Annotated in this window: 19 protein-coding genes; 4 read left to right on the plus strand and 15 right to left on the minus strand. The window is 73.9% G+C overall.

The genetic code is table 11. The features are described from left to right. Positions 1 to 6: 6 nt before the first annotated feature. Genes WAB14_RS00870 through WAB14_RS00885 form a run of 4 tightly spaced genes read right to left on the minus strand, consistent with a single transcriptional unit; the run spans position 7 to position 5,442 of the window. Positions 7 to 1,287: a glycoside hydrolase family 32 protein gene (locus WAB14_RS00870; protein ID WP_340266479.1), complete on the minus strand. Its 1,281-nt coding sequence runs from the start codon at positions 1,285 to 1,287 to the stop codon at positions 7 to 9. Then, positions 1,284 to 2,690, minus strand: a complete 1,407-nt coding sequence (locus tag WAB14_RS00875) for a DUF2252 domain-containing protein (protein ID WP_340266481.1) — start codon at positions 2,688 to 2,690, stop codon at positions 1,284 to 1,286. Before WAB14_RS00875 ends, WAB14_RS00870 begins: the two co-directional genes overlap by 4 nt. Positions 2,691 to 2,749: 59 nt before the next feature. After that, the gene (locus WAB14_RS00880) at positions 2,750 to 3,523 is read right to left on the minus strand and encodes a hypothetical protein (RefSeq protein ID WP_340266483.1); all 774 of its coding nucleotides are present in this window, start codon (positions 3,521 to 3,523) and stop codon (positions 2,750 to 2,752) included. Beyond that, positions 3,520 to 5,442, minus strand: a complete 1,923-nt coding sequence (locus WAB14_RS00885) for a multicopper oxidase family protein (RefSeq protein WP_340266485.1) — start codon at positions 5,440 to 5,442, stop codon at positions 3,520 to 3,522. Before WAB14_RS00885 ends, WAB14_RS00880 begins: the two co-directional genes overlap by 4 nt. Positions 5,443 to 5,685: 243 nt before the next feature. Between WAB14_RS00885 and WAB14_RS00890 the strand changes: the two genes are divergently transcribed. From WAB14_RS00890 to WAB14_RS00905, 4 genes are all read left to right on the plus strand, one after another. Further along, positions 5,686 to 7,407 carry an NAD(P)/FAD-dependent oxidoreductase gene (locus WAB14_RS00890; RefSeq protein WP_340266487.1) on the plus strand — a complete coding sequence of 574 codons (1,722 nt, stop codon included), beginning with the start codon at positions 5,686 to 5,688 and terminating at the stop codon, positions 7,405 to 7,407. Continuing rightward, positions 7,400 to 8,794, plus strand: coding sequence for an adenylate/guanylate cyclase domain-containing protein (locus WAB14_RS00895; RefSeq protein ID WP_340266489.1), 1,395 nt, complete (start codon positions 7,400 to 7,402; stop codon positions 8,792 to 8,794). Before WAB14_RS00890 ends, WAB14_RS00895 begins: the two co-directional genes overlap by 8 nt. Positions 8,795 to 8,878: 84 nt before the next feature. Further along, complete coding sequence (locus WAB14_RS00900; RefSeq protein WP_340266490.1) at positions 8,879 to 9,280, plus strand: hypothetical protein; 402 nt, start codon at positions 8,879 to 8,881, stop codon at positions 9,278 to 9,280. Then, on the plus strand, positions 9,273 to 11,354 hold the full coding sequence (locus tag WAB14_RS00905) for a DUF8189 domain-containing protein (RefSeq protein WP_340266491.1): 2,082 nt from the start codon (positions 9,273 to 9,275) through the stop codon (positions 11,352 to 11,354). The genes WAB14_RS00900 and WAB14_RS00905 overlap by 8 nt, the downstream gene beginning before the upstream one ends. 6 nt (positions 11,355 to 11,360) lie before the next feature. Here the strand turns inward: WAB14_RS00905 and WAB14_RS00910 are convergent, their stop codons facing one another. The 11 genes from WAB14_RS00910 to WAB14_RS00960 all read right to left on the minus strand — a co-directional run bounded on the left by WAB14_RS00910 (position 11,361) and on the right by WAB14_RS00960 (position 19,434). Then, positions 11,361 to 12,566 carry a low temperature requirement protein A gene (locus WAB14_RS00910; RefSeq protein WP_340266492.1) on the minus strand — a complete coding sequence of 402 codons (1,206 nt, stop codon included), beginning with the start codon at positions 12,564 to 12,566 and terminating at the stop codon, positions 11,361 to 11,363. Next, positions 12,563 to 13,177 carry an NADPH-dependent F420 reductase gene (locus tag WAB14_RS00915; RefSeq protein WP_340266494.1) on the minus strand — a complete coding sequence of 205 codons (615 nt, stop codon included), beginning with the start codon at positions 13,175 to 13,177 and terminating at the stop codon, positions 12,563 to 12,565. The genes WAB14_RS00910 and WAB14_RS00915 overlap by 4 nt, the downstream gene beginning before the upstream one ends. Beyond that, positions 13,174 to 13,824 carry a type 1 glutamine amidotransferase domain-containing protein gene (locus WAB14_RS00920; protein WP_340266496.1) on the minus strand — a complete coding sequence of 217 codons (651 nt, stop codon included), beginning with the start codon at positions 13,822 to 13,824 and terminating at the stop codon, positions 13,174 to 13,176. Before WAB14_RS00920 ends, WAB14_RS00915 begins: the two co-directional genes overlap by 4 nt. A gap of 124 nt (positions 13,825 to 13,948) precedes the next feature. Beyond that, entirely contained in the window at positions 13,949 to 14,932 is a 984-nt protein-coding gene (locus WAB14_RS00925) for an NAD(P)-dependent alcohol dehydrogenase (RefSeq protein WP_340266499.1), read from the minus strand. A 76-nt stretch (positions 14,933 to 15,008) separates the two neighbouring features. Beyond that, positions 15,009 to 15,599: an AMIN-like domain-containing (lipo)protein gene (locus tag WAB14_RS00930; protein ID WP_340266501.1), complete on the minus strand. Its 591-nt coding sequence runs from the start codon at positions 15,597 to 15,599 to the stop codon at positions 15,009 to 15,011. 16 nt (positions 15,600 to 15,615) lie between these two features. After that, positions 15,616 to 16,146: a DUF2306 domain-containing protein gene (locus WAB14_RS00935; protein ID WP_340266503.1), complete on the minus strand. Its 531-nt coding sequence runs from the start codon at positions 16,144 to 16,146 to the stop codon at positions 15,616 to 15,618. Between the two features lie 5 nt (positions 16,147 to 16,151). Continuing rightward, positions 16,152 to 16,592, minus strand: coding sequence for a MarR family winged helix-turn-helix transcriptional regulator (locus WAB14_RS00940; protein ID WP_340266504.1), 441 nt, complete (start codon positions 16,590 to 16,592; stop codon positions 16,152 to 16,154). A 44-nt stretch (positions 16,593 to 16,636) separates the two neighbouring features. Next, entirely contained in the window at positions 16,637 to 17,308 is a 672-nt protein-coding gene (locus WAB14_RS00945; protein WP_340266505.1) for a hypothetical protein, read from the minus strand. Positions 17,309 to 17,333: 25 nt separating this feature from the next. Next, the gene (locus tag WAB14_RS00950) at positions 17,334 to 17,816 is read right to left on the minus strand and encodes a hypothetical protein (protein WP_340266506.1); all 483 of its coding nucleotides are present in this window, start codon (positions 17,814 to 17,816) and stop codon (positions 17,334 to 17,336) included. A 47-nt stretch (positions 17,817 to 17,863) separates the two neighbouring features. Then, positions 17,864 to 18,460, minus strand: coding sequence for a hypothetical protein (locus tag WAB14_RS00955; protein WP_340266507.1), 597 nt, complete (start codon positions 18,458 to 18,460; stop codon positions 17,864 to 17,866). 317 nt (positions 18,461 to 18,777) lie between these two features. After that, positions 18,778 to 19,434, minus strand: coding sequence for a hypothetical protein (locus WAB14_RS00960; protein WP_340266508.1), 657 nt, complete (start codon positions 19,432 to 19,434; stop codon positions 18,778 to 18,780). Positions 19,435 to 19,489 lie beyond the last annotated feature (55 nt).

Here is a 19,489-nt window from a genome sequence, read left to right on the forward strand (position 1 = left end):
CGGCGCTCAGCCGAGCCGGTGGGCGGTGAGTCGCCCGGCGGGCACCGACACCCCGAGCGTCGTGTCCGGTGCGAGACCCGGCAGCGGCGCCGCGAGCAGGCCGTCCGCGCCGAACACCTCGAGGGTGGGCCCGTCGACCACGACCCGCAGCCGGTCGCCGGGGTCAGGTGCCTGCCACGACCCCTCGGCCGTCACGAGGGTGACGGAGGCGCCGACGACCACGTCGAGCCGGGCCCGCCCACCGAGGTCGAGCACGGCCGTGCCCTGCGTGGGGAGGTCCCACTCGAGGTCGGCGAGCGCCGGGATCGTGGTCCGGTCGCCTGCCGTCACGTCGTGGGTGGTCGTCCGGGCGGCGGTCACGGCGGGGTGCGGCTCGACGACGAGGCGGTCGCCGTCGAGCCGGACGACGTGCGGCAGGCTGATCGCACCCGCCCAGCCGCCGCCGTCCCGGTCGGCGACGCCGCGGAGCCAGTGCACGAGACACCGCCGACGGGCCTGGTCGGTGAACGTGCTCGTCGCGTAGTACGACGGTCCGTACGCCAGCCGCCCCCACGACGCGGCCTCGAAGCGGCCGTCGGCGTAGTCGCCCACCGCCCACACGACGTGGTGGGTGACGTCCGCCTCCCACACCGACACGACGAGGACCCAGCGCCCGTCGAGCGGGAACAGCTGCGGGCACTCCCACACCGTCCCCGTCCACACCGGGTGCCGCTCGTCGGTGTGCCGGGCGGCGAGCTCGCCGTCGTAAACCCAGGTCCGCAGGTCGGTGGAGGTGTGGACGAGCGCGGTCGCGGTCCCGTCAGGTCGGCCGGCGCCGGTGAGCATCCGCCACACCCCGCCGTCGCGGAGGACGAACGGGTCCCGGTGCGCCACCGCCGTGTACCCGTCCGGGACGCCGGCGACGACGTCGCCCTTCGTCCACCCGTCCCACGACGCGTCCGTCGGTCGGGCGACGCGCACCCGGCCCTGGTGCACGTCGGTGACGTCGACGGCGGTGTAGAAGAGGGTGGCGTCCTCGGGCCGTGGGCCCGGCACGACGCACCCCGACCAGCAGCCGTCCTCCCCGCCGCCCGGGGCGAGCGCGACGGGCCCCTCCTGCCAGTGCAGGAGGTCTGCGCTCGTGAGGTGCGCCCAGTGGCAGCCCGGCGCCCAGTCCGTGCGGCCGGGCACGTTCTGGAGGAACAGGTGGTAGCGCCCGCCCAGCCACGTGAGGCCGAGGGGGTCGTTGAGCCAGCCCTCCCGGACGGTCGCGTGGAGGACCGGTCGTCCCTCGCCCCGGAGCGTCACAGGCCGTGCTCGGCCGCGACCCTGCCGTCGCGGACGGCGCGCGACAGCGCGGCGTGGTCGGCCTCGGTCTGGTCGGCGTAGGCGCGGGCGAAACGGCACATCGCCTCGTCGAGGACCTCTCCCTTGCCGACGTAGCCCGCGATCATCGAGGCGCCGCTCGTGCGGGCGTGGCCCTTCGCGAGGAGCCGCCCGCAGATGCCGACGTAGTCGGCGAACGCCGTCGCGCCGATCCGGTCGAGGGCGAGGGTGCCCTTCATGTTCCGGAACTGGCGTACGTAGAACTGGCGGCCCTCGACCGTCGTCCAGCCCAGCAGCGGGTCGCTGACGGTCTGCAGCGCCTGCTGGTACTCCACGACCCGCTGGCCCTGGTGCTCGTGCCATGCGGAGTCGCCGTGCACGTAGGGGGCGACGACCGAGCGCCGGGCCTGCTTGAGCTGGAGGAACAGGACGTCGTCGGGGCTGCTGCCTTCGCAGAGCGCGACGTACGCGCGCAGCCCGACGCTGCCGACGCCCACGACCTTGTGGGCCATGTCGAGGACCGTGTACCCGCCGAGCAGCCGTCGCCAGTGCGAGGGCAGCGTCGTGAGGTACTCGTCGAGGCCGATCGCGAGCGCCTCGCTGTGGACGGGGTCGAGCCGCGTGATGAGCGGCGGCTCCTCGACGATCCGGCGCCCGCCGGCCTCGTCCTGCTCGGTGAAGCGGGGCAGGGCCCGGTCGCTCGTGCGGCTGCGGGCCTTGCCGGCGGCCTTCTCGATGGCCTCCGACAGCTCGTCGTCGTCGGTGCCGGCCAGGAGGCTGTCGAGGTCGAGGCGCTCGAACGAACGGGTGAGCAGAGGCTCGTCCGCGAGACGGCGCACCTGCCGACGGTACGCGGCGGAGCAGGAGGTGACCGCCTCGGCGCAGTCGCCCTCCGAGTGCCCGTTCTGACGCCCCGCGACCCACGTGCTCGCGCACAGCCGGCGCAGGTCCCACTCCCAGGGACCGGGGTGCGCCTCGTCGAAGTCGTTGAGGTCGAGCACGAGCTCGCGCTCCGGCGAGCCGTAGAAGCCGAAGTTCCCGACGTGGGAGTCGCCGCAGATGACGGGCTGGATGCCGGTGGACGGGAGCGCGGCGCAGTCGGCCGCCATGACGATCGCGCTGCCGCGGAGGAAGCCGTAGGGGGAGGCGACCATCCGGCCGACGCGCACGGGGACGAGCCACTCCTCGCGCCCCTCGTGCGACTCCTCGACGAGCGCGACCGGGTCGACGCGGTCGTCCGGGACCTCCCACGTGCCGAGGTCCGAGCGCTTCACCCTCTGGCGCAGCGCCTTGCCCATCGCCCACCGCTCGGCGCGCGGCGTCGGCCGGTCCCGCAGGGTCAGGTACGGCTGCGCCGGGGCGTCGGCGTGGACGACGTGGGTCACGCGATCATCCTCGCGCCCTGCACCGCCCGGGCGTCAACCGCCGAGCCACCGCGAGCGCGTCAGCTCGTGTGCCCGTGCCCGCCCGGGGCCTGGAGCCGCCGGACGTCGGCGAAGGGGTCGTCGACCTCCGCCCAGGCGACGGGGTCGCCCGGTGTCCCCGGGTCGATGCGCACCTGGGCGGCCGGGGCGCCGGTGGCGCGCGAGAGGGCGAGCACGGCGCTGTCGAGCTGGTTCCTGGGCAGCAGGGGACCCACGTAGCGGACGACCAGCCGTCGGCCGTCCACGTCGAGCTCGTGGAAGCCGAGGGCGTCGGCGAGGATCGCCTCGAGGGCGACGGCGTCCGCCGCCGCGGTGGCCGCGACGGCGTCGGGGAGCCCGACCGAGAGCACCAGGTCGTGGGCGTAGACCGTGACGGCCTGCTGCTGCGAGACACCGGAGCGCGCGCCGAGCTCGTCGAGGACGTGCTGGGCGTCCTCGTCCGACGTCCCCTCCTCGAGCAGGAGCGTGACCTCCGGCAGGTCGCCGGGGCGGTCGGGTCGCAGCACGGCGGCGTAGGTGAGCCGGGGCTCGTGGCCCAGGGTCGCGGCGACGTCGAGGAGGGTGTCCTCGACGGGCTCCCGGTCGGTGTCCGGGTCGACGGCGACCGCGACGGCGGCCCGGCGGCTGATGAACTCCCCGTCCAGCGACGGCACGACGCGGGCGTCCCCGCGCCCGCCGGTCGTGGGGTCGGTCGGGGTCGTCACGCACCCGGCCAGGGCGAGGGTGGCGAGGACGGCGAGGGTGAGCGTCGTCGTCGGGCGGCTCCACCGGTTCCGTCCGGCCGGAGGGCTCACGTGCCCTTCCTGCTCCGCGTCGGCGACGGCTTCGGCTTGGAGGACGGGCCGCGGGTCCTCGACGGCTGGGTCGCCGTCGGTGTGGCGCTCGCCGTCGGTGTGGCGCTCGCCGTCGGCGTGGCGCTCGCCGTCGGCGTGACGGTCTCGCTCGGCGTGGCGCTCGTGCTCGGCGTCACGGTCGGCGAGGTGGTCCCCGTCGACGTCGCGGTCGCCGTCGGCGTCGGTCCGTCGTCGTCGCCCTCGTACCTCTCGTCGTCGTCCGGCAGGTGGTCCTCGACGCAGGGGTCGGTGTAGATGGGGTCGTTGACCGTGGGGTCACCGACGGCGTACTGGACCATCATGTCGTGGTCCTCGTGCGCGAGGTTGTGGCAGTGGATCATGTACCGGCCGCCGTCGTTCCCAGGGGGAAGGTCGAACGGGATAAGCAGCGTCACCCGCTCGTTCTCGCCGACGTACACGGTGTCCTTCGCCCCGCACTCCCACGCGAACGGCTTGCCCCCGTTGGTGTTGCGCCCGAGGACGAGGAAGTCGGAGAGGTGGATGTGCAGGGGGTGGAACCAGCCACCGCCCGTGTTCTCGACCTCCCAGATCTCGACGGCTCCCGGCGCGGGGTTGCCCTCGATGAGGGTGAAGCCGCTCGCCTCGACGTCGTGCCACGTCCGGTCGTTGATGACCCACTCCTCCGGGTCACCCTCCTTGTTGACGCGCAGCCGACGGCGCCGGGGGTAGGTGACGTCCGCCTCGGTGAGGTCGAAGATGTTCATCCCGTACGGCGCCGGCCCCGGGTCGAGGGAGCTCGGCACGACGTACGGGTCCGGGTCTCCGTGGTCCTCGACCACGCGGAAGCGCATGATCTTGTCGGTGTCGTCGTAGTCGTCGTTGTTCGCGTTGCTGAGGTTGAGGAGGTCGACGGTGTCGCCGGGCCGGTGTCCGCGGAAGTCGACGAGCACCTCGTAGCGCTCGGCGTTGCCGTGCCGGTACGACGGCACGGCGGCGGGGTACGGGACCAGCCCGCCGTCGGTGCCGACGACGACGAGGGGGTTGCCGTCGGACAGCGTGGGGCGGAACGAGCGCGCGACGGCCGCGTTGAGGATGCGGAAGCGGTAGACGCGGGGCTCGACGTCCATGATCGGCCACGGCACGCCGTTGACGAGGACGACGTCGCCCCAGAGCCCGTCGTGCTCGCCCGCGCCGCCGTCGTCGTACACGAGCCGGCCGTCGCGCGCGAAGATCGCGTCCGTCAGCATGATCGGCACGTCGTAGCGGCCCTGCGGGAGCTGGGCGCGCTCGTACTCGTCGTTGATGAGGTAGAAGGCGGCGAGCCCCGAGTACGCGTTCTTCGCCGTCGTGTGCACGTGGTGGTCGTGGTACCACATCGTCCGTGCGTGCTGGACGTTCTCGTAGCGGTAGGTCTTCACCTGGCCGGGAGGCGTGACGTCCGAGGCGTACCCGTCGTACTGGGGACGCGAGGCGTGCCCGTGCAGGTGCGTCGAGGTGGCGAACTCGTTGCCGTGCAGCGGGTTGATCGTCAGCTTGTTCCGGACGCGCAGCTCCGACCGCACGCCCTTCTCCACCCGGATCGTCGGTCCGGGGAACAGTCCGTTGTACCCCGCGATGGGGGTGACGAGACCGGGGACGATCGCGGCGGTGCCGGTCCGCTCGACGACGCTGTAGCGGGCGAAGCGGCCCGCCTCGTCCTCTCCCCACTCGTACGGCCGGAGCGTGGGAGGCACCCGGAAGGGGGAGGTGAAGGGGACCGGGAAGTTCTCGCGGCGCAGGTCCGACGCGGACTTCGCCGACGCCGGTGCCATGGTGGAGAGGGGGACGAAGAGCCCCGCACTGCCGAGCGCGCCGGCGAGGCCGAGCTTGAGGGCGTCTCGACGGGTGGGACTGTCCGAGCGTGCTCGGGTGTGGATCATGCTGACCTCCGAGAGGCCGCGCAGGGGGCGGCTCCTCGACGGTAACTTCGTGTGCGAACGAGCGCGGGGTCTGCGGTGACACCTCACTCAGCGCACAAGGTTTCCCGAAGGTCAGCCCCCTCTGTGTCGATTTCTCGTCACCTATCGTGACGTCGCCGGGTGGGTGCGCGGGCGTGCGGCAGCGCGGCGCCGGGACCCGACAGGCCCTGGCCCGCCGGGGTCCGGAGTCCTAGCGTGGTGCCCATGGCGCCGGCGACGCCCGCGGCCCGACCGATGCTCCTGGTGGCCGAGCGAGACCCGGTGGCGCTCGACCTGCTGGAGGGTGAGCTCCAGCGCGCGTTCGGCAGCGACTTCCGCGTCCGGGGTGAGCGCAGCGGCGACGCCGCGACCGCCGCGCTCGTCGAGGCGCACGAGGTGGGACGCCGGGTCGCGGTGGTGCTCGTGGACCACCGGCTGCCCGCCGCCGACCGCGAGCGCCTCCTGCGCCGGGCGCGTGAGCTGCACCCCGACGCCCGGCGTGCGCTCACGGTCGAGTGGGGCGCCTGGGGCGACAAGGACGTCGCGTCCGTCGTGCTCACCGCCATGGCGGTGGGCGACATCGCGTACTACGTGCTCAAGCCGTGGACCGCCCGCGACGAGCTGTTCCGGCGGACCGTCGCGGAGTTCGTCCACGAGTGGTCGCGCAGCGAGGTGGACAACCGTCGCGAGGTCGTCCTCGTGGCCGACCGCCGCTCCGTCCCCGCCGCGGCGATCCGCACGCTGCTGTCGGGCAACGGGATCCCGTACGCGTTCCGGCCCCTGGGCTCCCAGCTCGGCACCGACGTCCTGTCCGCCCTCGACGAGACCGTGAGGGAGGACGAGTGGCTCGTGTGGCTGCCCGCGGTCGGCGGGGCCGTGCTGCGCAGCCCCAGCCGACGGGAGGTGGCCGAGGCCTGGGGTCTGCGGACGACGCTGCCCGACGGCGACGCGGACGCGCGACGCTACGACCTGCTCGTCGTCGGCGCCGGTCCCGCGGGGCTCGCGGCGGCCGTCTACGCCGCGTCGGAGGGCCTGCGCGTGCTCGTCGTCGAGCGGGACGCCGTCGGCGGCCAGGCCGGGACCAGCTCCCTCATCCGCAACTACCTCGGCTTCTCCCGCGGCGTCAGCGGCGCCGAGCTGGCGCAGCGCGGCTACCAGCAGGCCTGGGTCTTCGGTGCCGACGTGCTCCTGCTGCGCGAGGTCACCTCGCTGCGGCGCGACGCCGAGGCGGGTGTCGTCGTGGCCCACGTCGGCGGGGTGGGCGACGTGACAGCCCGCGCCGTCGTGCTCGCGACCGGGGTCAGCTACCGACGGCTCGCGGTGGAGTCCGTCGACCGGTTCACCGGAGCGGGGGTCTGGTACGGCGCGAGCGTGTCCGAGGCCCACGCGCTCACCGGCCGCCCTGCGGTCGTCGTCGGCGGCGGGAACAGCGCCGGCCAGGCGGCGCTGCACCTCGCCCGGTACTGCTCGAGCGTCACCCTCGTCGTCCGCGGGGACGACGTCGGTGCCACCATGTCCCGCTACCTCGTCGACGCGGTCGACGCCAGCAATGTCGTCACCGTCCGTACCGGCTGCCAGGTGGTGGCCGGGCAGGGCGAGGGCCGTCTCGAGGCGGTCACGCTGCGACGGCGCCACGACGGCGCCGAGGAGGTGCTCTCGTGCGACGGGCTGTTCCTCATGATCGGGGCGGTGCCGCAGACGGCGTGGCTGCCCGACGCCGTGTCCCGTGACGAGCGCGGCTTCGTGCGCACCGGGGAGGCGGTCGGCGGGGCCGCCGCGCCCGACCGGCGTCCCCGCCCCCGCCAGCCGTACGAGACGTCCGTCCCCGGCGTCTTCGCCGTCGGCGACCTGCGCAGCGGGTCGGTCAAGCGCGTCGCCTCGGCCGTCGGCGAGGGGTCGGTCGTCGTCTCGCAGGTGCACGCCCACCTGGAGGCGCCGGGTGGCTGAGCGCCGGCGCTTCGCCTACTCGTCCACGGCGCTGCTGCTCGCCGCCGCGGTGCTCGCCCTGCCCGTCGCCGGTCTGGGCCTCCTCCTCGCGCGTCCGGCGCTCGACGTCCGCTGGCAGCACCAGCCGAGCCACTTCTGGCTCGTGCTCGGTGCGGCGGGGCTCTCGGCGGTGCTGGCGTACGGGACCGGGTCGGCGGCCCTGCGTCGCGGCGACCCGCGGGTGCTCTTCGTCTCGCTCGCGTTCCTCGCCTCCGCGGGCTTCCTCGCCCTCCACGCGCTCGCCACGCCGGGTGTGCTCCTGCCGACGCCGAACGCGGGGTTCGTCCTCGCGACGCCGGTCGGGATCGCCCTGGGGTCCCTGGCGGCCTCCGCCTCGGGCATCGAGCCGGCGGACCCCGTCCGCTGGGTCCGGTGGGGCCGAAGGCTCCGCCTGCTGCTCGTGGCGCTCATGGTCCTCTGGGCCGTGCTGTCGCTGAGCCGCGCGTGGCCGCTGCACGAGGCGTCCGTCCCGGAACGCGCCGACGGGGTGCTCGCGGTGCTCGCCGTGCCGGCATTCGCGCTGTACGCCCTCGCGGCGGGTCGCTACGCCGTGCTGTGGTGGCGTCGCCGCTCGCTCATGCTGCTGTCGGTCCTCGCCGCGTGGGTCCTGCTCGGCGAGGCGATGCTGGCGGTGCTGTTCGCCCGCGACTGGGCGCTGTCGTGGTGGGAGTGGCACGTCCTCCTGCTCGCCGCCTACGCCGCCGTCGCGGTCGGGGCGCGGCTGCAGTGGCACGAGGAGCGCTACGCCGACCTCTACTCGGGGCAGACCGCGGCCGGTCACCGCGACATGAGCGTCCTCTTCGCCGACCTGCAGGGGTTCACCGCGTACTCCGAGGCCCACGAGCCGGAGGAGGTGGCCACGATGCTCAACACGTACTTCGCCGTCACCGTGCCGCAGGTCGCGCGCCGCTTCGGTGGTGACGTCGACCGCATCATCGGTGACGCGATCATGGTGACGTTCAACCGCCGTGGGGACCAGCCGGACCACGCCCGCCGCGCCGCCGCCGCGGGTCTCGCCCTGCAGGCGGCGGCGTCCCGGGTCGCGCGCGACCGGCCCGGGTGGCCGCGCTTCCGGGTCGGGGTCAACACCGGACCCGTGACCGTCGGGCTGCTGGGGACGGAGGGCGGTCGCACCCACACCGTGGTCGGCGACACCGTCAACGTGGCGTCGCGCATCGAGGGCACCGCTCCCGTCGGTGCCGTCGCCATCGGCCCGGGCACCCTCGCGGCCCTGCCGGGCGCCCGGACGGAGCAGCTGGGGGCGATCGTGCTGAAGGGTCGCTCGGAGCCCGTCGAGGTGCACCGCCTCATCGACCTCACCGACCGGGCGGACGAGCCCGCGTCCTGAGGCCGGCGTGCACCGGGCGCCCGATCCGGCCGTACGTGGTAGCACGCTGTCCGCGGGGCGTCACCGAGGGCTTCACTGGTCGTCGTGACGGGTGGCCGCGGTTGGCGGCGCCTGCGCCTCGCGGGCGCGGACGTCGAGGTGCCGGACGGCATGGCGCCGTCGGAGGAGCAGGGGGTCGAGGGCGGCGTCGTCGTCCTCGAGGACGCTGGTCTCCGGCTCACGGTCGACGCGACGCCGTTCCGCGACCGGCTCGAGGGCTACGGCGCGCGGCCCGGCTTCCGGGCGTGGTCGGAGGCCGTCGACGGCACCGACCTCGACCTCGTCGCCTTCGACGACGAGGACGGCGGCCGGGTCCTCGCCACGACCGTGCCCGGCGGCCCGACCGTCGCCGTCCACGTCGAGCAGGAGGCGTATCAGCCCGACGCGCTCCGCATCCTCCGCAGCATCCACCCGACCCACCCACAGCAGGGAGACACCGATGCCTGACGACGTCAGAGCGTTCACCCACCTCGCGGACGTGCCGACGACCTCCCCCGGGGAGGAGAACGAGGGCTTCGCAGGGGTCCAGGAGTTCCTCGACCGCTTCGGCTACCTCGACCGCACCGCCGTGCACCTCATGGAGAACGACGACCCCACGCAGGAGGCGCTCGCCCGCTTCCAGCGCTTCTACGGCCTCGAGCCGACGGGCGTGTTCGACGAGGCGACGCGCGAGGCGATGATGCAGCCCCGCTGCGCCCTGCCGGACCCGCAGGGCGACCCGAACAGCATCGACTTCGCGACGACGTGCGCGTGGGCCGACCGCTCGCTCACCTTCGCGTTCGACACCGGAACGGACGACGTCGCCGGGGGTGGGGAGTTCGACGCGATCCGCCGCGCCATCGCGACGTGGCGGGGCCTCGGCGGCCTCACGTTCACCGAGGTCGCCGTCGGCGCCTCGCCCGACATCCGCATCGGGTGGCGGCCCGCGAACGACCCGGACCACTCGATGGTCGGCGGGGTCCTCGCCCACGCCGACTTCCCGCCCGGCTGCAGCGTCGTGACCAACACCCTCCCCAAGCCCGTCCACTTCGACGACACCGAGCACACGTGGAGCGTCGGTGCGGTGAGCGGGGCCTTCGACATCGAGACCGTCGCGCTCCACGAGCTCGGCCACATCGTCGGGCTCGCCCACTCGAGCGTCGCCGGCGCGGTCATGGCGCCGACCGTCTCCGCCAACTTCACCAAGCGCGCGCTCACGCAGGACGACGTCGACGGATTCCGTCGGCTCTACCCGGCGCCGCCGTCGGCGTGGTCCAGCTGGAGCTCCCTCGGGGGCGTCATCACGAGCAACATCACGGTCGGGATCAACGGCGACGGGCGCATGGAGCCGTTCGTCCGCGGTACCGACGGCGCCGTCTGGCACCGCTGGCAGACCGCCCCGAGCAACGGCTGGTCGGGCTGGGCGAGCCGCGGCGGGGTCATCACCTCCGACATCGCCGCCGGGCGCAACGCCGACGGGCGCATCGAGATCTTCGCCCGCGGCACCGACAACGCCCTGTGGCACCAGTGGCAGACGTCTGGACCCAGCTGGTCGGGCTGGCACTCCCTCGGCGGCGTCATCACCGGCCCGCCCGCCGTCAGCCGGAACCGGGACGGGCGCCTCGAGGTCTTCGCGCGCGGCACCGACGGCGCCGTGTGGCACCGTTGGCAGACCGCCCCGAACGGCACGTGGGCGGGATGGAGCTCCCTCGGCGGCGTCATCACCTCCGACATCACCGTCGGGGTCAACGGGGACGGGCGCATGGAGTTCTTCGCGCGCGGCACCGACGGCGCGGTGTGGCACCGCTGGCAGACGGCCCCGAGCAACGGCTGGTCCGGGTGGGCGTCCCTCGGGGGGGTCATCACGTCGAACATCGCGTGCGGCAACAACGCCGACGGCCGCCTCGAGATCTTCCTCCGCGGCACGGACAACGCCCTGTGGCACAAGTGGCAGGTCCCGGGTGGCTGGTCCGGCTGGGCCTCGCTCGGCGGGGTCATCACGTCCGACCCCGCGGTCGGGCGCAACCGGTCGGGTCGCCTCGAGGTGTTCGCCCGCGGCACGGACAACGCCCTGTGGCACAAGTGGCAGGTCGCCCCGAACGGCACGTGGTCGGGCTGGGCGTCGCGCGGCGGGGTCATCACGACCGAGCCGACGGTCGCGTCGAACGCCGACGGGCGGCTCGAGGTGTTCGCGCGCGGCACCGACAACGCGATGTGGCACCAGTGGCAGAACCAGCCGTTCCTCACCGTCGACGAGCAGGCGGAGGTGACGTCCCTGGAGCTCGGCGAGCAGATGCCGGAGCAGCGGGCCGACACCGAGTCCTACGAGGCGGCGGCGCAGGAGCAGCTGGTGGGCGACATGCCGGTCGCCGGCATGTCGCCCATGGAGTCCACGGAGTCCGGAGCGACGGTCATCGAGCTCGACGGCATGCCGGGCTCGGCGATGCCCGAGGGGCCGGACGCCGAGGCCGACATGCCGGTCGCGGCCATGGCCGAGGAGGCCACGACCACCGCCCAGCCGTCGCACCCCGCGCCGGCCTGACGCACCTCACACCGGGACGGCGGGCGCCGTCGCACCCTCACCGGTGCGGCGGCGCCCCTGTCGTGCCCGCACGAGCCACGCGCCGAGCACCGCGACGGCCACCCCGGCCAGCGCGAGATCCGCGGCAGGGGCGGACCAGTCGCCGATCCCGGCCACCGCGACGACCGCGAGGCACGCCGTGGCGGCCAGGGGCAGCCAGACGCCGGGGAGCCGGTCCCCGCCGCTGACGGACTGCAGCCACGCCACCGCGACCAGCGCCGCGGCCGTCGGGACCCCGACGGCCGCAGCGGGCAGCAGGCCGCTGCCCTCCTGGGCGTGGTCGAGCTCGAGCTGGGCCACGACACCCGCGCCGACCGCGGCCACTGCGGCGAAGAGGACGTAGTGCCCGTAGCCCCAGACGAACGCGGCGCGGCGTTCGCGGGCGATGCCCCCGGTCCCGACGAGGTCGAAGTACAGCCACCACACCGCGAGACCGACCACCAGGGCGCTCGCACCGACGACCACCGGCACCGACGCGGCCCCCTCCCCGTCGAGGGCGTCCCGGAGGCCGACGACGACGGCGAGGATGGTCTCGCCGAGCACGATGATCGTGAACAGCCCGTAGCGCTCGGCGACATGCCCCCGGTGGTAGACGCGACCGGTGGCGCGCCGGGTCGCGAGGACCGGCGTCGCGAGCTCGACCGCGAGCGCGGCGCCCACGACGAGCCGCCTGCCCGGGCCGGGCACGGCACCGGCGACGAGCCACACCACCATCGCGACGACCGACCCGTACGCGTAGGTGAGCGCGAAGGCACGGTGAGGGGGGTCGTCCCTCGCGGCGCGCAGCCACTGGGCCACGAGCGGCACCCGCATGGCGACGTACGCGAGGACGAAGGGGCCCAGGTCGCCGGCCGCGGCGGTCGGGACGGTGGCGGCGAGCGCGAGCACCCCCGCCATCTGGAGCATCGTGAGCGCGCGGCTCAACGGGTCGTCGTGGGAGAACGCGGTCGCGAACCACGTGTGGCTCACCCACACCCACCACACGGGGGCGAAGAGGACGAGGTACGTCAGGGTCGCCTCGAGCGCGTGGTGCTCGACGATGCCGTGGTGCAGCTCGGTCGCCAGGAGCGCGACGGCGACAACGAAGCACAGGTCGAAGAGCAGCTCGAGCGGGGTGGCCGCACGGTGGGGCTCGTCCGGGTCGCGGAGGACGGACGGGACGAGGAGGCTCACGGGACGGCCCTCCGGTGCGCGACGAGGACGACCTGGCGGCCGAGCCCGCCCGCGAAGGCGAGCAGGCCCCAGTACCGGGCGGCCTCCTCCAGCAGGGCCGCGGCGTCGAGCCCGCCGACGGCGACGGCGTCGAAGCCGAGCTCCGCGGCGAGGACGACGACGCGATCGCGAGCGGCGGTGTCGTCGCCCGCGACGGGCAGCAGCGGGCACGCACCGTCGGGCAACGCCGGGGAGGCCATGTGCTCCGCACCGAGCACGTTGAACGCCTTGACGACGTGGACGTCCGGGCCGGCCACCGCGGCGACGTGAGCAGCCCCCGACGGCAGCCCGGCCGGCACCGTGCGGCCGAAGGGGTTCGTCGCGTCGACGAGGACGGCACCGTCGGGCAGTCCGAGCCGGGGGACGACCTGGGCGACCGCGTCGAAGGGGACGGCGAGCACCGTGAGGTCCGCCGTGGCGCCGGCGCCGTCGAGGGGTGCCGTCGTGGTGCCGTCCGGGAACGGTTCGTCCGGGTCCCGCCCGACGGCGACGGTCACGGCGTGGCCGGCCCCGGCGAGGTTGGCCGCGAGCGCCCGGCCGACCCGACCGGCGCCGACGACGGTGACGTTCACCGTCCGAGCGCCTCGACGACGAGCCGCGCGGCGGCGGCACCGGAGTACTGCTGTTGCCCGGTGACGAGGTCGCCGTCGCGGACCGCGTGGGCGCGGAACCGGCCTTGGACGACGAAGTTCGTGCCGGTCATGGTGCGGGCCTCCTCCTCGATCCAGAACGGCTGGATCTTCGTCCCGACGAAGTCGTCGGCGAAGCGCTCCTCGGAGTCGGCGAAGCCCGTCCACGTCCGGCCCTCGACGACGAGCGACCCGTCGGGCATGCGGGCGTCGAGCAGCACGCACGTCGCGTGGCACACGACCGCGGCGACCCGTCCCGAGGCGAGGAAGCGCCCGACGAGGTCCTTGACCCGCTCGTCGCGGCGGAACGTGTACATGGGCGCCTGCCCGCCCACGAGGAAGAGGGCGTCGAAGGAGTCGATGTCGACGTCGGCGAGCGCCGGGGTGCCCTTCGTGAGGGCGAGGTGCTCGGGGCTCGCGACGAAGCCGCGGCTGATGAGGTCGTGGGCGGAGTAGCCCGACTCGTCGGACGGGTCGGACCAGGAGTCGGCGACGAGGTCACCCCCGTCGGGGCTCGCGATGGTCGACGCCGTCGCGGCGGGCGAGCTGCCTGCCGAGGCCGACCTGCTCGTCGCGGGCAGCTTCCTCACAGGGTCGTGGTACGCGCTGGCACTCGCCGGCACGTCGCCGCCGGACGACTGGGCGCTCCGCGTCGCGACGCTCGTGTGGCGTTCGTGCGGGGGAGCGTCGCCCACGGTGGGCTGACCGAGCGCGTCACGCGCCGCGGCCGATCGTGAGGACGATCCGGCCGGCGACGGTCCCGGACTCCAGCAGCCGGAGGGCCTCGACGGTGCGCTCGAGCGGGAGGGCCGCGGCCACGGTCGGCCTGAGCACCCCGTCCGCGAGCATCGCGCTGAGCTCGGCGAGGCGCTGCGGTCGTGGCGCGGAGCGGTCGACACCGTGGATGTGCTCGTCGAACGGCGCTCTGGCCATGAGGGACAGGACCCCGACCATGCTGCCGAGCCACCGGTTCATGCCCTGGCCGTAGTGGTCGTGACCGACCCGGACGTACGTCGCGTGCGGGGCGAGCACGGGCCACCAGTCGCGGTAGGGCCGGGAGCTCGCGACGTCGATGACGACGTCGAAGCGCTCGCCGCGGGTCGTGACGTCGTCCGTCAGGTGGTCGACGGCGTCGTCGCAGCCGAGCGCGCGCAACGCGTCGGCGGTCTCGCCCCGGTCGACGCCGACGACCCTCCCCGCCCCGAGGGCCTTGGCGAGCTGGACGAGCTGCTGCCCCATGGCGCCGGCGGCGCCGTTCACGCACACGCTCGCACCGGCCCGCAGCCGGCCCTGGTCGCGGAGCACCTCGAGGGCGAGGACGCCGGGTGTGCCGACGGCCACGGCCTGCTCGTCGCTGACGCCGGGCGGGATGCGGGCGAGGGCGTCGGCCGGCGCGAGGACGCGTTCGGCCCACGCGCCGCCGTCGCGCCACGGGATGCCGTCGATCGTCTCGCCCCACACCCGGTCGCCGGGGGAGAGGTGGTCGACTCCGTCTCCGACCGCGACGACGGCGCCCGCCACGTCGCTGCCGGGGACGCCGCCGCGGGGTCGCAGGCCGTTGCCCATGAGCCGCATGACGTACGGCAGGCCCGTGACGGTGTGCCAGGCATCGGCGTGGACGCTCGATGCGCGGACGGCGACGAGCGCCTGCCCCGGCCCGGGCGGACCCGGGTCGGGGACCTCGGCGACCCGCAGCACCTCGGCGGGCGGGCCGTACCTGTCGCGGACGACGGCCTTCAGGGCGTCACCTCCTCGTCGTGCCGTGCGCGCGGTGTCACCAGCGGTGGGCGACGTCGACGACGATCCTGCTCCCGCTCCCCGGTCCGGCGAGGGTGAACACGCGGAACGGGAGCCGGGCGCGGACCCCGAGCCCGAGGGACGTCTGGCCCTCGAACGTGTCCGCCCACGTCACCTGCCGGAAGGTCCGGTAGCCGGTGACGTCGCTGACCCGGGCGCGGTTCGGCAGGAAGGTCGGGTTGCCGTCGTCGTCGTAGGCGGGCGCCTTGGCGACGATCTGCAGGCGGGCCCCGCCGGCGGTCGGGATGACGAGGCCGGAGGCGTCGCCGCGGACCTTGTCGACGTAGCGGACGGAGAACCCGTGGGAGGCGCCGTCGACGTCGATCACGAGCCGGTCGTAGCAGGCGTGCCGACCCGTGCGGACGTTTGTGACGTCGCCCGTCGGCACGCCCCGCGGCACAGTGGCGGAAGACGACTTGGCGAGGGAGCCCCAGTAGATGCCGCAGTGCGGCGTGGCCGCCTGTGCGCTGCTGGGGAGGAGGAGCGCCGGAAGCACGAGGGCGAGCACGGCGAGGAGACGGGTGACCTGGCTGCGGGCGGTCACGACCCGGTGAACGGCAGTGTCCATACCTCCACCACGATCGTCACGCCTGCGCGGATGACAACCGTGCTGGCACTGCAGCGCGGTGCTGCCGGCGCACGAGGCGGCTGCGACGGGCGTACCAGTGGGCGCCGCCGACGAGGACGACCCACGACGCGACCAGCGTGAGGGCCGCGGCGGCCGCGCCGAGCGGCTGGGTGACGACGAAGGTGGGGACGAGCCGGTCGGGCACGACGACGGCGCCGACGAAGGCACCGGTGAGACCGAGGTAGCTGCCGAGCATGTTGCCGCGGTGCGCCTGGACCTGGTGCCGGCGGGCGGCACGGACGCCGAGGACGAGCGACACGAGCGTCACGACGGACAAGACGTGGAGGACACTGAAGCGTCCGTCGCGCAGGTCGCGGATCGCGAAGGAGCTCGTCGCGACGAACGTCATGCCGAGCACCCACGCCCAGCCGACGAGGCGGTGGACGGTGTCGCCCTTGCGCCGCCGGAGCAGGGCGTAGCCGCCGAGGCCGAGCGCGAGGACGGCGGTCGCGGCGTGCGCGGCGACGAGCGCGAGTGGAGCGGTCACGTTGGTCATCCCTCCGGTGGGGGAGCGCTGGTGTCGTCGAGCGCGCTGATGAGACGACGGGTGTCCTCGGCGTAGCGGTCGTAGTCGACGCCGCTGCGGGCGACGAGGTCCGAGAACCGGCCCTCGAGCAGCTGCAGGCACGCCTCGACCCTGTCCTTGCCCGCCGGGGTCAGGCTGAGCCGGCGTCGGTTCCCGCCCGCGGGGTCGGGGACGACCTCGAGCAGGCCCACGTCCGCGAGGACCCCCACCATGCGGCTCGTGGACGGCTCGGTCACGCCGAGCCGTTCGGCCAGCACCCGCTGGGTGGGGGAGTCCTCGCCGACCAGCAGGAGCGCGAGGAACCGGCGGTACGGCAGGTCGAGATGGGTGCGGAGCAGCCGGTCGGCGCTGCGGTCGAGGCGCGCGGTCAGGGCGTGGAGGTCGAAGGTGAGGGTCCGCTCGCGCACCCTGCAAGACTAAGGGCGCTAAGTTAGAACTGCAAGGTACTGGGTCAGCACGTGGCGTCCTCGACATGGACCGTCACGCCCGTGACGCGCAGCGGGCCGAGCAGCGTCGCGTCGATCGTCTCGATCGGCAGCCACTCGGGCTCGCTGACGAGGGTGACGACGGTTCCGGGCGCGAGGGTGGCCTCGAACGTGGTGACGACCTCACCGGGCCCTGCCGTGAAGGGGGGTGGCGGCGGGTCCGTCCCCAGCTCGTCGGCGGCCTCGTCCGCGGGCTGAGCGGGAGCCACGCCGAATGTCGTCTCGAAGCCGTTGCCGGCGCCTCGGGACCCCACGGCCACGACGGCGCCCTCGCTGTCGACGAGCACGACGCTGTCCGTCCCGTCGGTCGTCGTCCACGCGTCGCAGCGCGCGAGGTGGTCCGGTAGGTGGTCCGTCGCCGGCAGATCCTGGTCGGGCACGACGAGCGCGGCGCGCTCGGCGTCCGCCACCGGGTCGCCGAGGCGGATGTCGGCGGTCCCGGTCGGCTCGAAGGTGGCGACAGGGGCGTCGGGGTCGGCGATGTCGTCCGGCTGCACCCGGGAGGCGGTATCGAAGAGCGGGCAGCGGACCTCGTCGCCGGTGCGGACCGTGATGTGGCTGATCCGCCCCTCGGTCGGGGTGACGGGGTCGTAGGGCGGGTCGGCGAAGACGACCTGACCGGCGTCGGTCTCGACCACGACGCTCGTGACGCCCGGTCCGTCGTCACCGAGGGTCCTCCGTGACGACGCGCGCGCCGGGCAGCGCGAGGGCCTCGGCGATGGGGTCACCGAGCGTGGGTCCGAGCCACACGTCAGGCAGGGCACCGGGCGCGGTGACGCTGGTGGATCGCTCGACGAGCGTGACGGCGACGACGTCGTCCCCGTCGGTCTCGACCCGGACGTTCGTACCGACGCCGAGGGCGCGCAGCTCGTCCGTGAGGCCGGAGAGGCTGCGGTTGCAGCCGTTCTCGATGGAGACGCTCCACAGGTCGGGGTCGACCGGCTCGCCGAGCGCGAGCGCCTCCAGGCCGTCGGGGCCGAGGCGGGGGCCGGCGACGGGCTGCTCGGTCGGGGACGACGAGGGCTCGGGGGCCGTCGGGGGCTCGGAGTCGTCGCCGAGGGCCAGAGTCAGCCCGGCGACAGCCGCCGCCGCGACGACGAGGACGACGGCTGCGCGTCGCCCCCGTGTGCTCTGCCCAGGTGCCACGGTTCCCTCGTGTCGCCTCCCGTCGGATCTCGCCCCGTGGTCCGACGTTAGTCGGACGTCACGACGACCTGGGACTCCCCGACATGCACCTGCTCGGTGGCCTGGAGCTGTTGGGTGAGGACGCCGCTCGGCCCGGTGCTCGCGCTCCAGTTGGCGACCCAGTAGGACGTGGCGGTGACCGGGAAGGCCTCGCCCGGCAGGCCTGCACTCGTCGTGGTGTACGTGTGCCCGCAGTCCGGGCTGGCGGTCGCGCCGCGCTCCTCCGTCCACGGGGTGCCCGGCGTCGTGCACGTCACCGTCGTGCCGTCGCCCATGTCCCACTCGACGCGCTCGACGCCAGCCTCGAGGGTGACGGTGACACCGCCGGTGGACAGGGACAGCGACGCCGGCCCGAACGACTGCGCGTCGACCTCGTCCACCCACATCCACACCGGGAGACCGACGAGCCCGAGGCTGTCGGCGTCGTCGGACACGGTCCTCGGCGCCATGCCGACCGGGACGGGCCTGATGGCCATCTGACGGAAGAGGTACGCCGCGACCGCGGCGGGGTCGACCACGGGGCCGGTGTCGCCGCCTGGCCCGACGACGTAGTCGACGTAGGGGAGGCCGTCCGGCCCGCTCGCGTTGTCGAACCAGCACCGCATGACCGTGCTCTCGGCAGGGTCAGCGTCGCCCCAGATGGGGTCGTCGGGTGCTGGTGGTGGGAAAGCCGGCGCTCGCTCCCGACAGAAGTCGTCGAGCGGGCCCCGACTTGGCGTCTCGTTCGAAGTCGGAGTAGCGATGTCTTCTGAACTCCCGCGGCCGGCCTCTGAGCCCGGCGACGGAATACGGTCACGACCGATCCCACAGCCGAAGCCGATGTTGGCGTTGTTGCAGTGCTTATCGGCGTGCGCAGGAAGGCTGGGCCACGAGCCCAGCAGCAACCCGGTGGCGAGCGCCGCTGTCACGATCGACGACCGCTCTAGCACGAACGTTCCCCGTCGCCACCCAACCGCTTCACGTACCAGCCTTCGAGGCCATCCTCGCTGACGTACTCGACCCGGGCACCACTTGGGTACGCGGACTCCATGTCGACATCTGCGAACTCCTCGGCCTCGCCGCCGTCCGCTTCGAGAATCCGGACATCGACAGGTTGTAGGCAAGCGTCCAATTCAACGTATGGGCGCCCATCCTCAGGAGTCGGCTCGACCTCGAAGGCGTCGACGCTGGCGACCTCGATGGTGCCGTCTTGCCGCCAGCCTTCGTCGTTGTACTGAAAAACGCCTTGCAGAAGTTCCGCCTCGGCTTCCTCGATGCCGTACAAGCGGACCTCTGTTAAGAACGCGGTGAGCGTTTCGTCGTCGGTGGTGTCGCCGGACGAGATCTCCGGGGGATCCTGCAGCACGCGGTTCTGGAGATCCACCCATGCCCGGTAGGCCTGCTCGGCCTCTGCCACTGCCTGCTCCGACGGACTCAGCGAAGGCGCCGCACTTGTCGGCGCAGCGGAGGGTGTTTCGCTCGCCACCGGTGACGACGGCGCAGCCACCGTCTCGGGCGCGCTCGACACCGGGTCGTCTGCGTCGGCGTCGGAGCAGGCCGCGGTCGCCAGCAGCGCCACAGCAGCGGCGCCCGCTGCCATCTGGTGTCGTCCCCACCGCACGAGCCGGTCTCCCTCCGTCGTGTCCGCGGTGATT

This window comes from Aquipuribacter nitratireducens, from assembly GCF_037860835.1.
In the GTDB taxonomy this organism is placed as follows: Bacteria; Actinomycetota; Actinomycetes; order Actinomycetales; family JBBAYJ01; genus Aquipuribacter; species Aquipuribacter nitratireducens.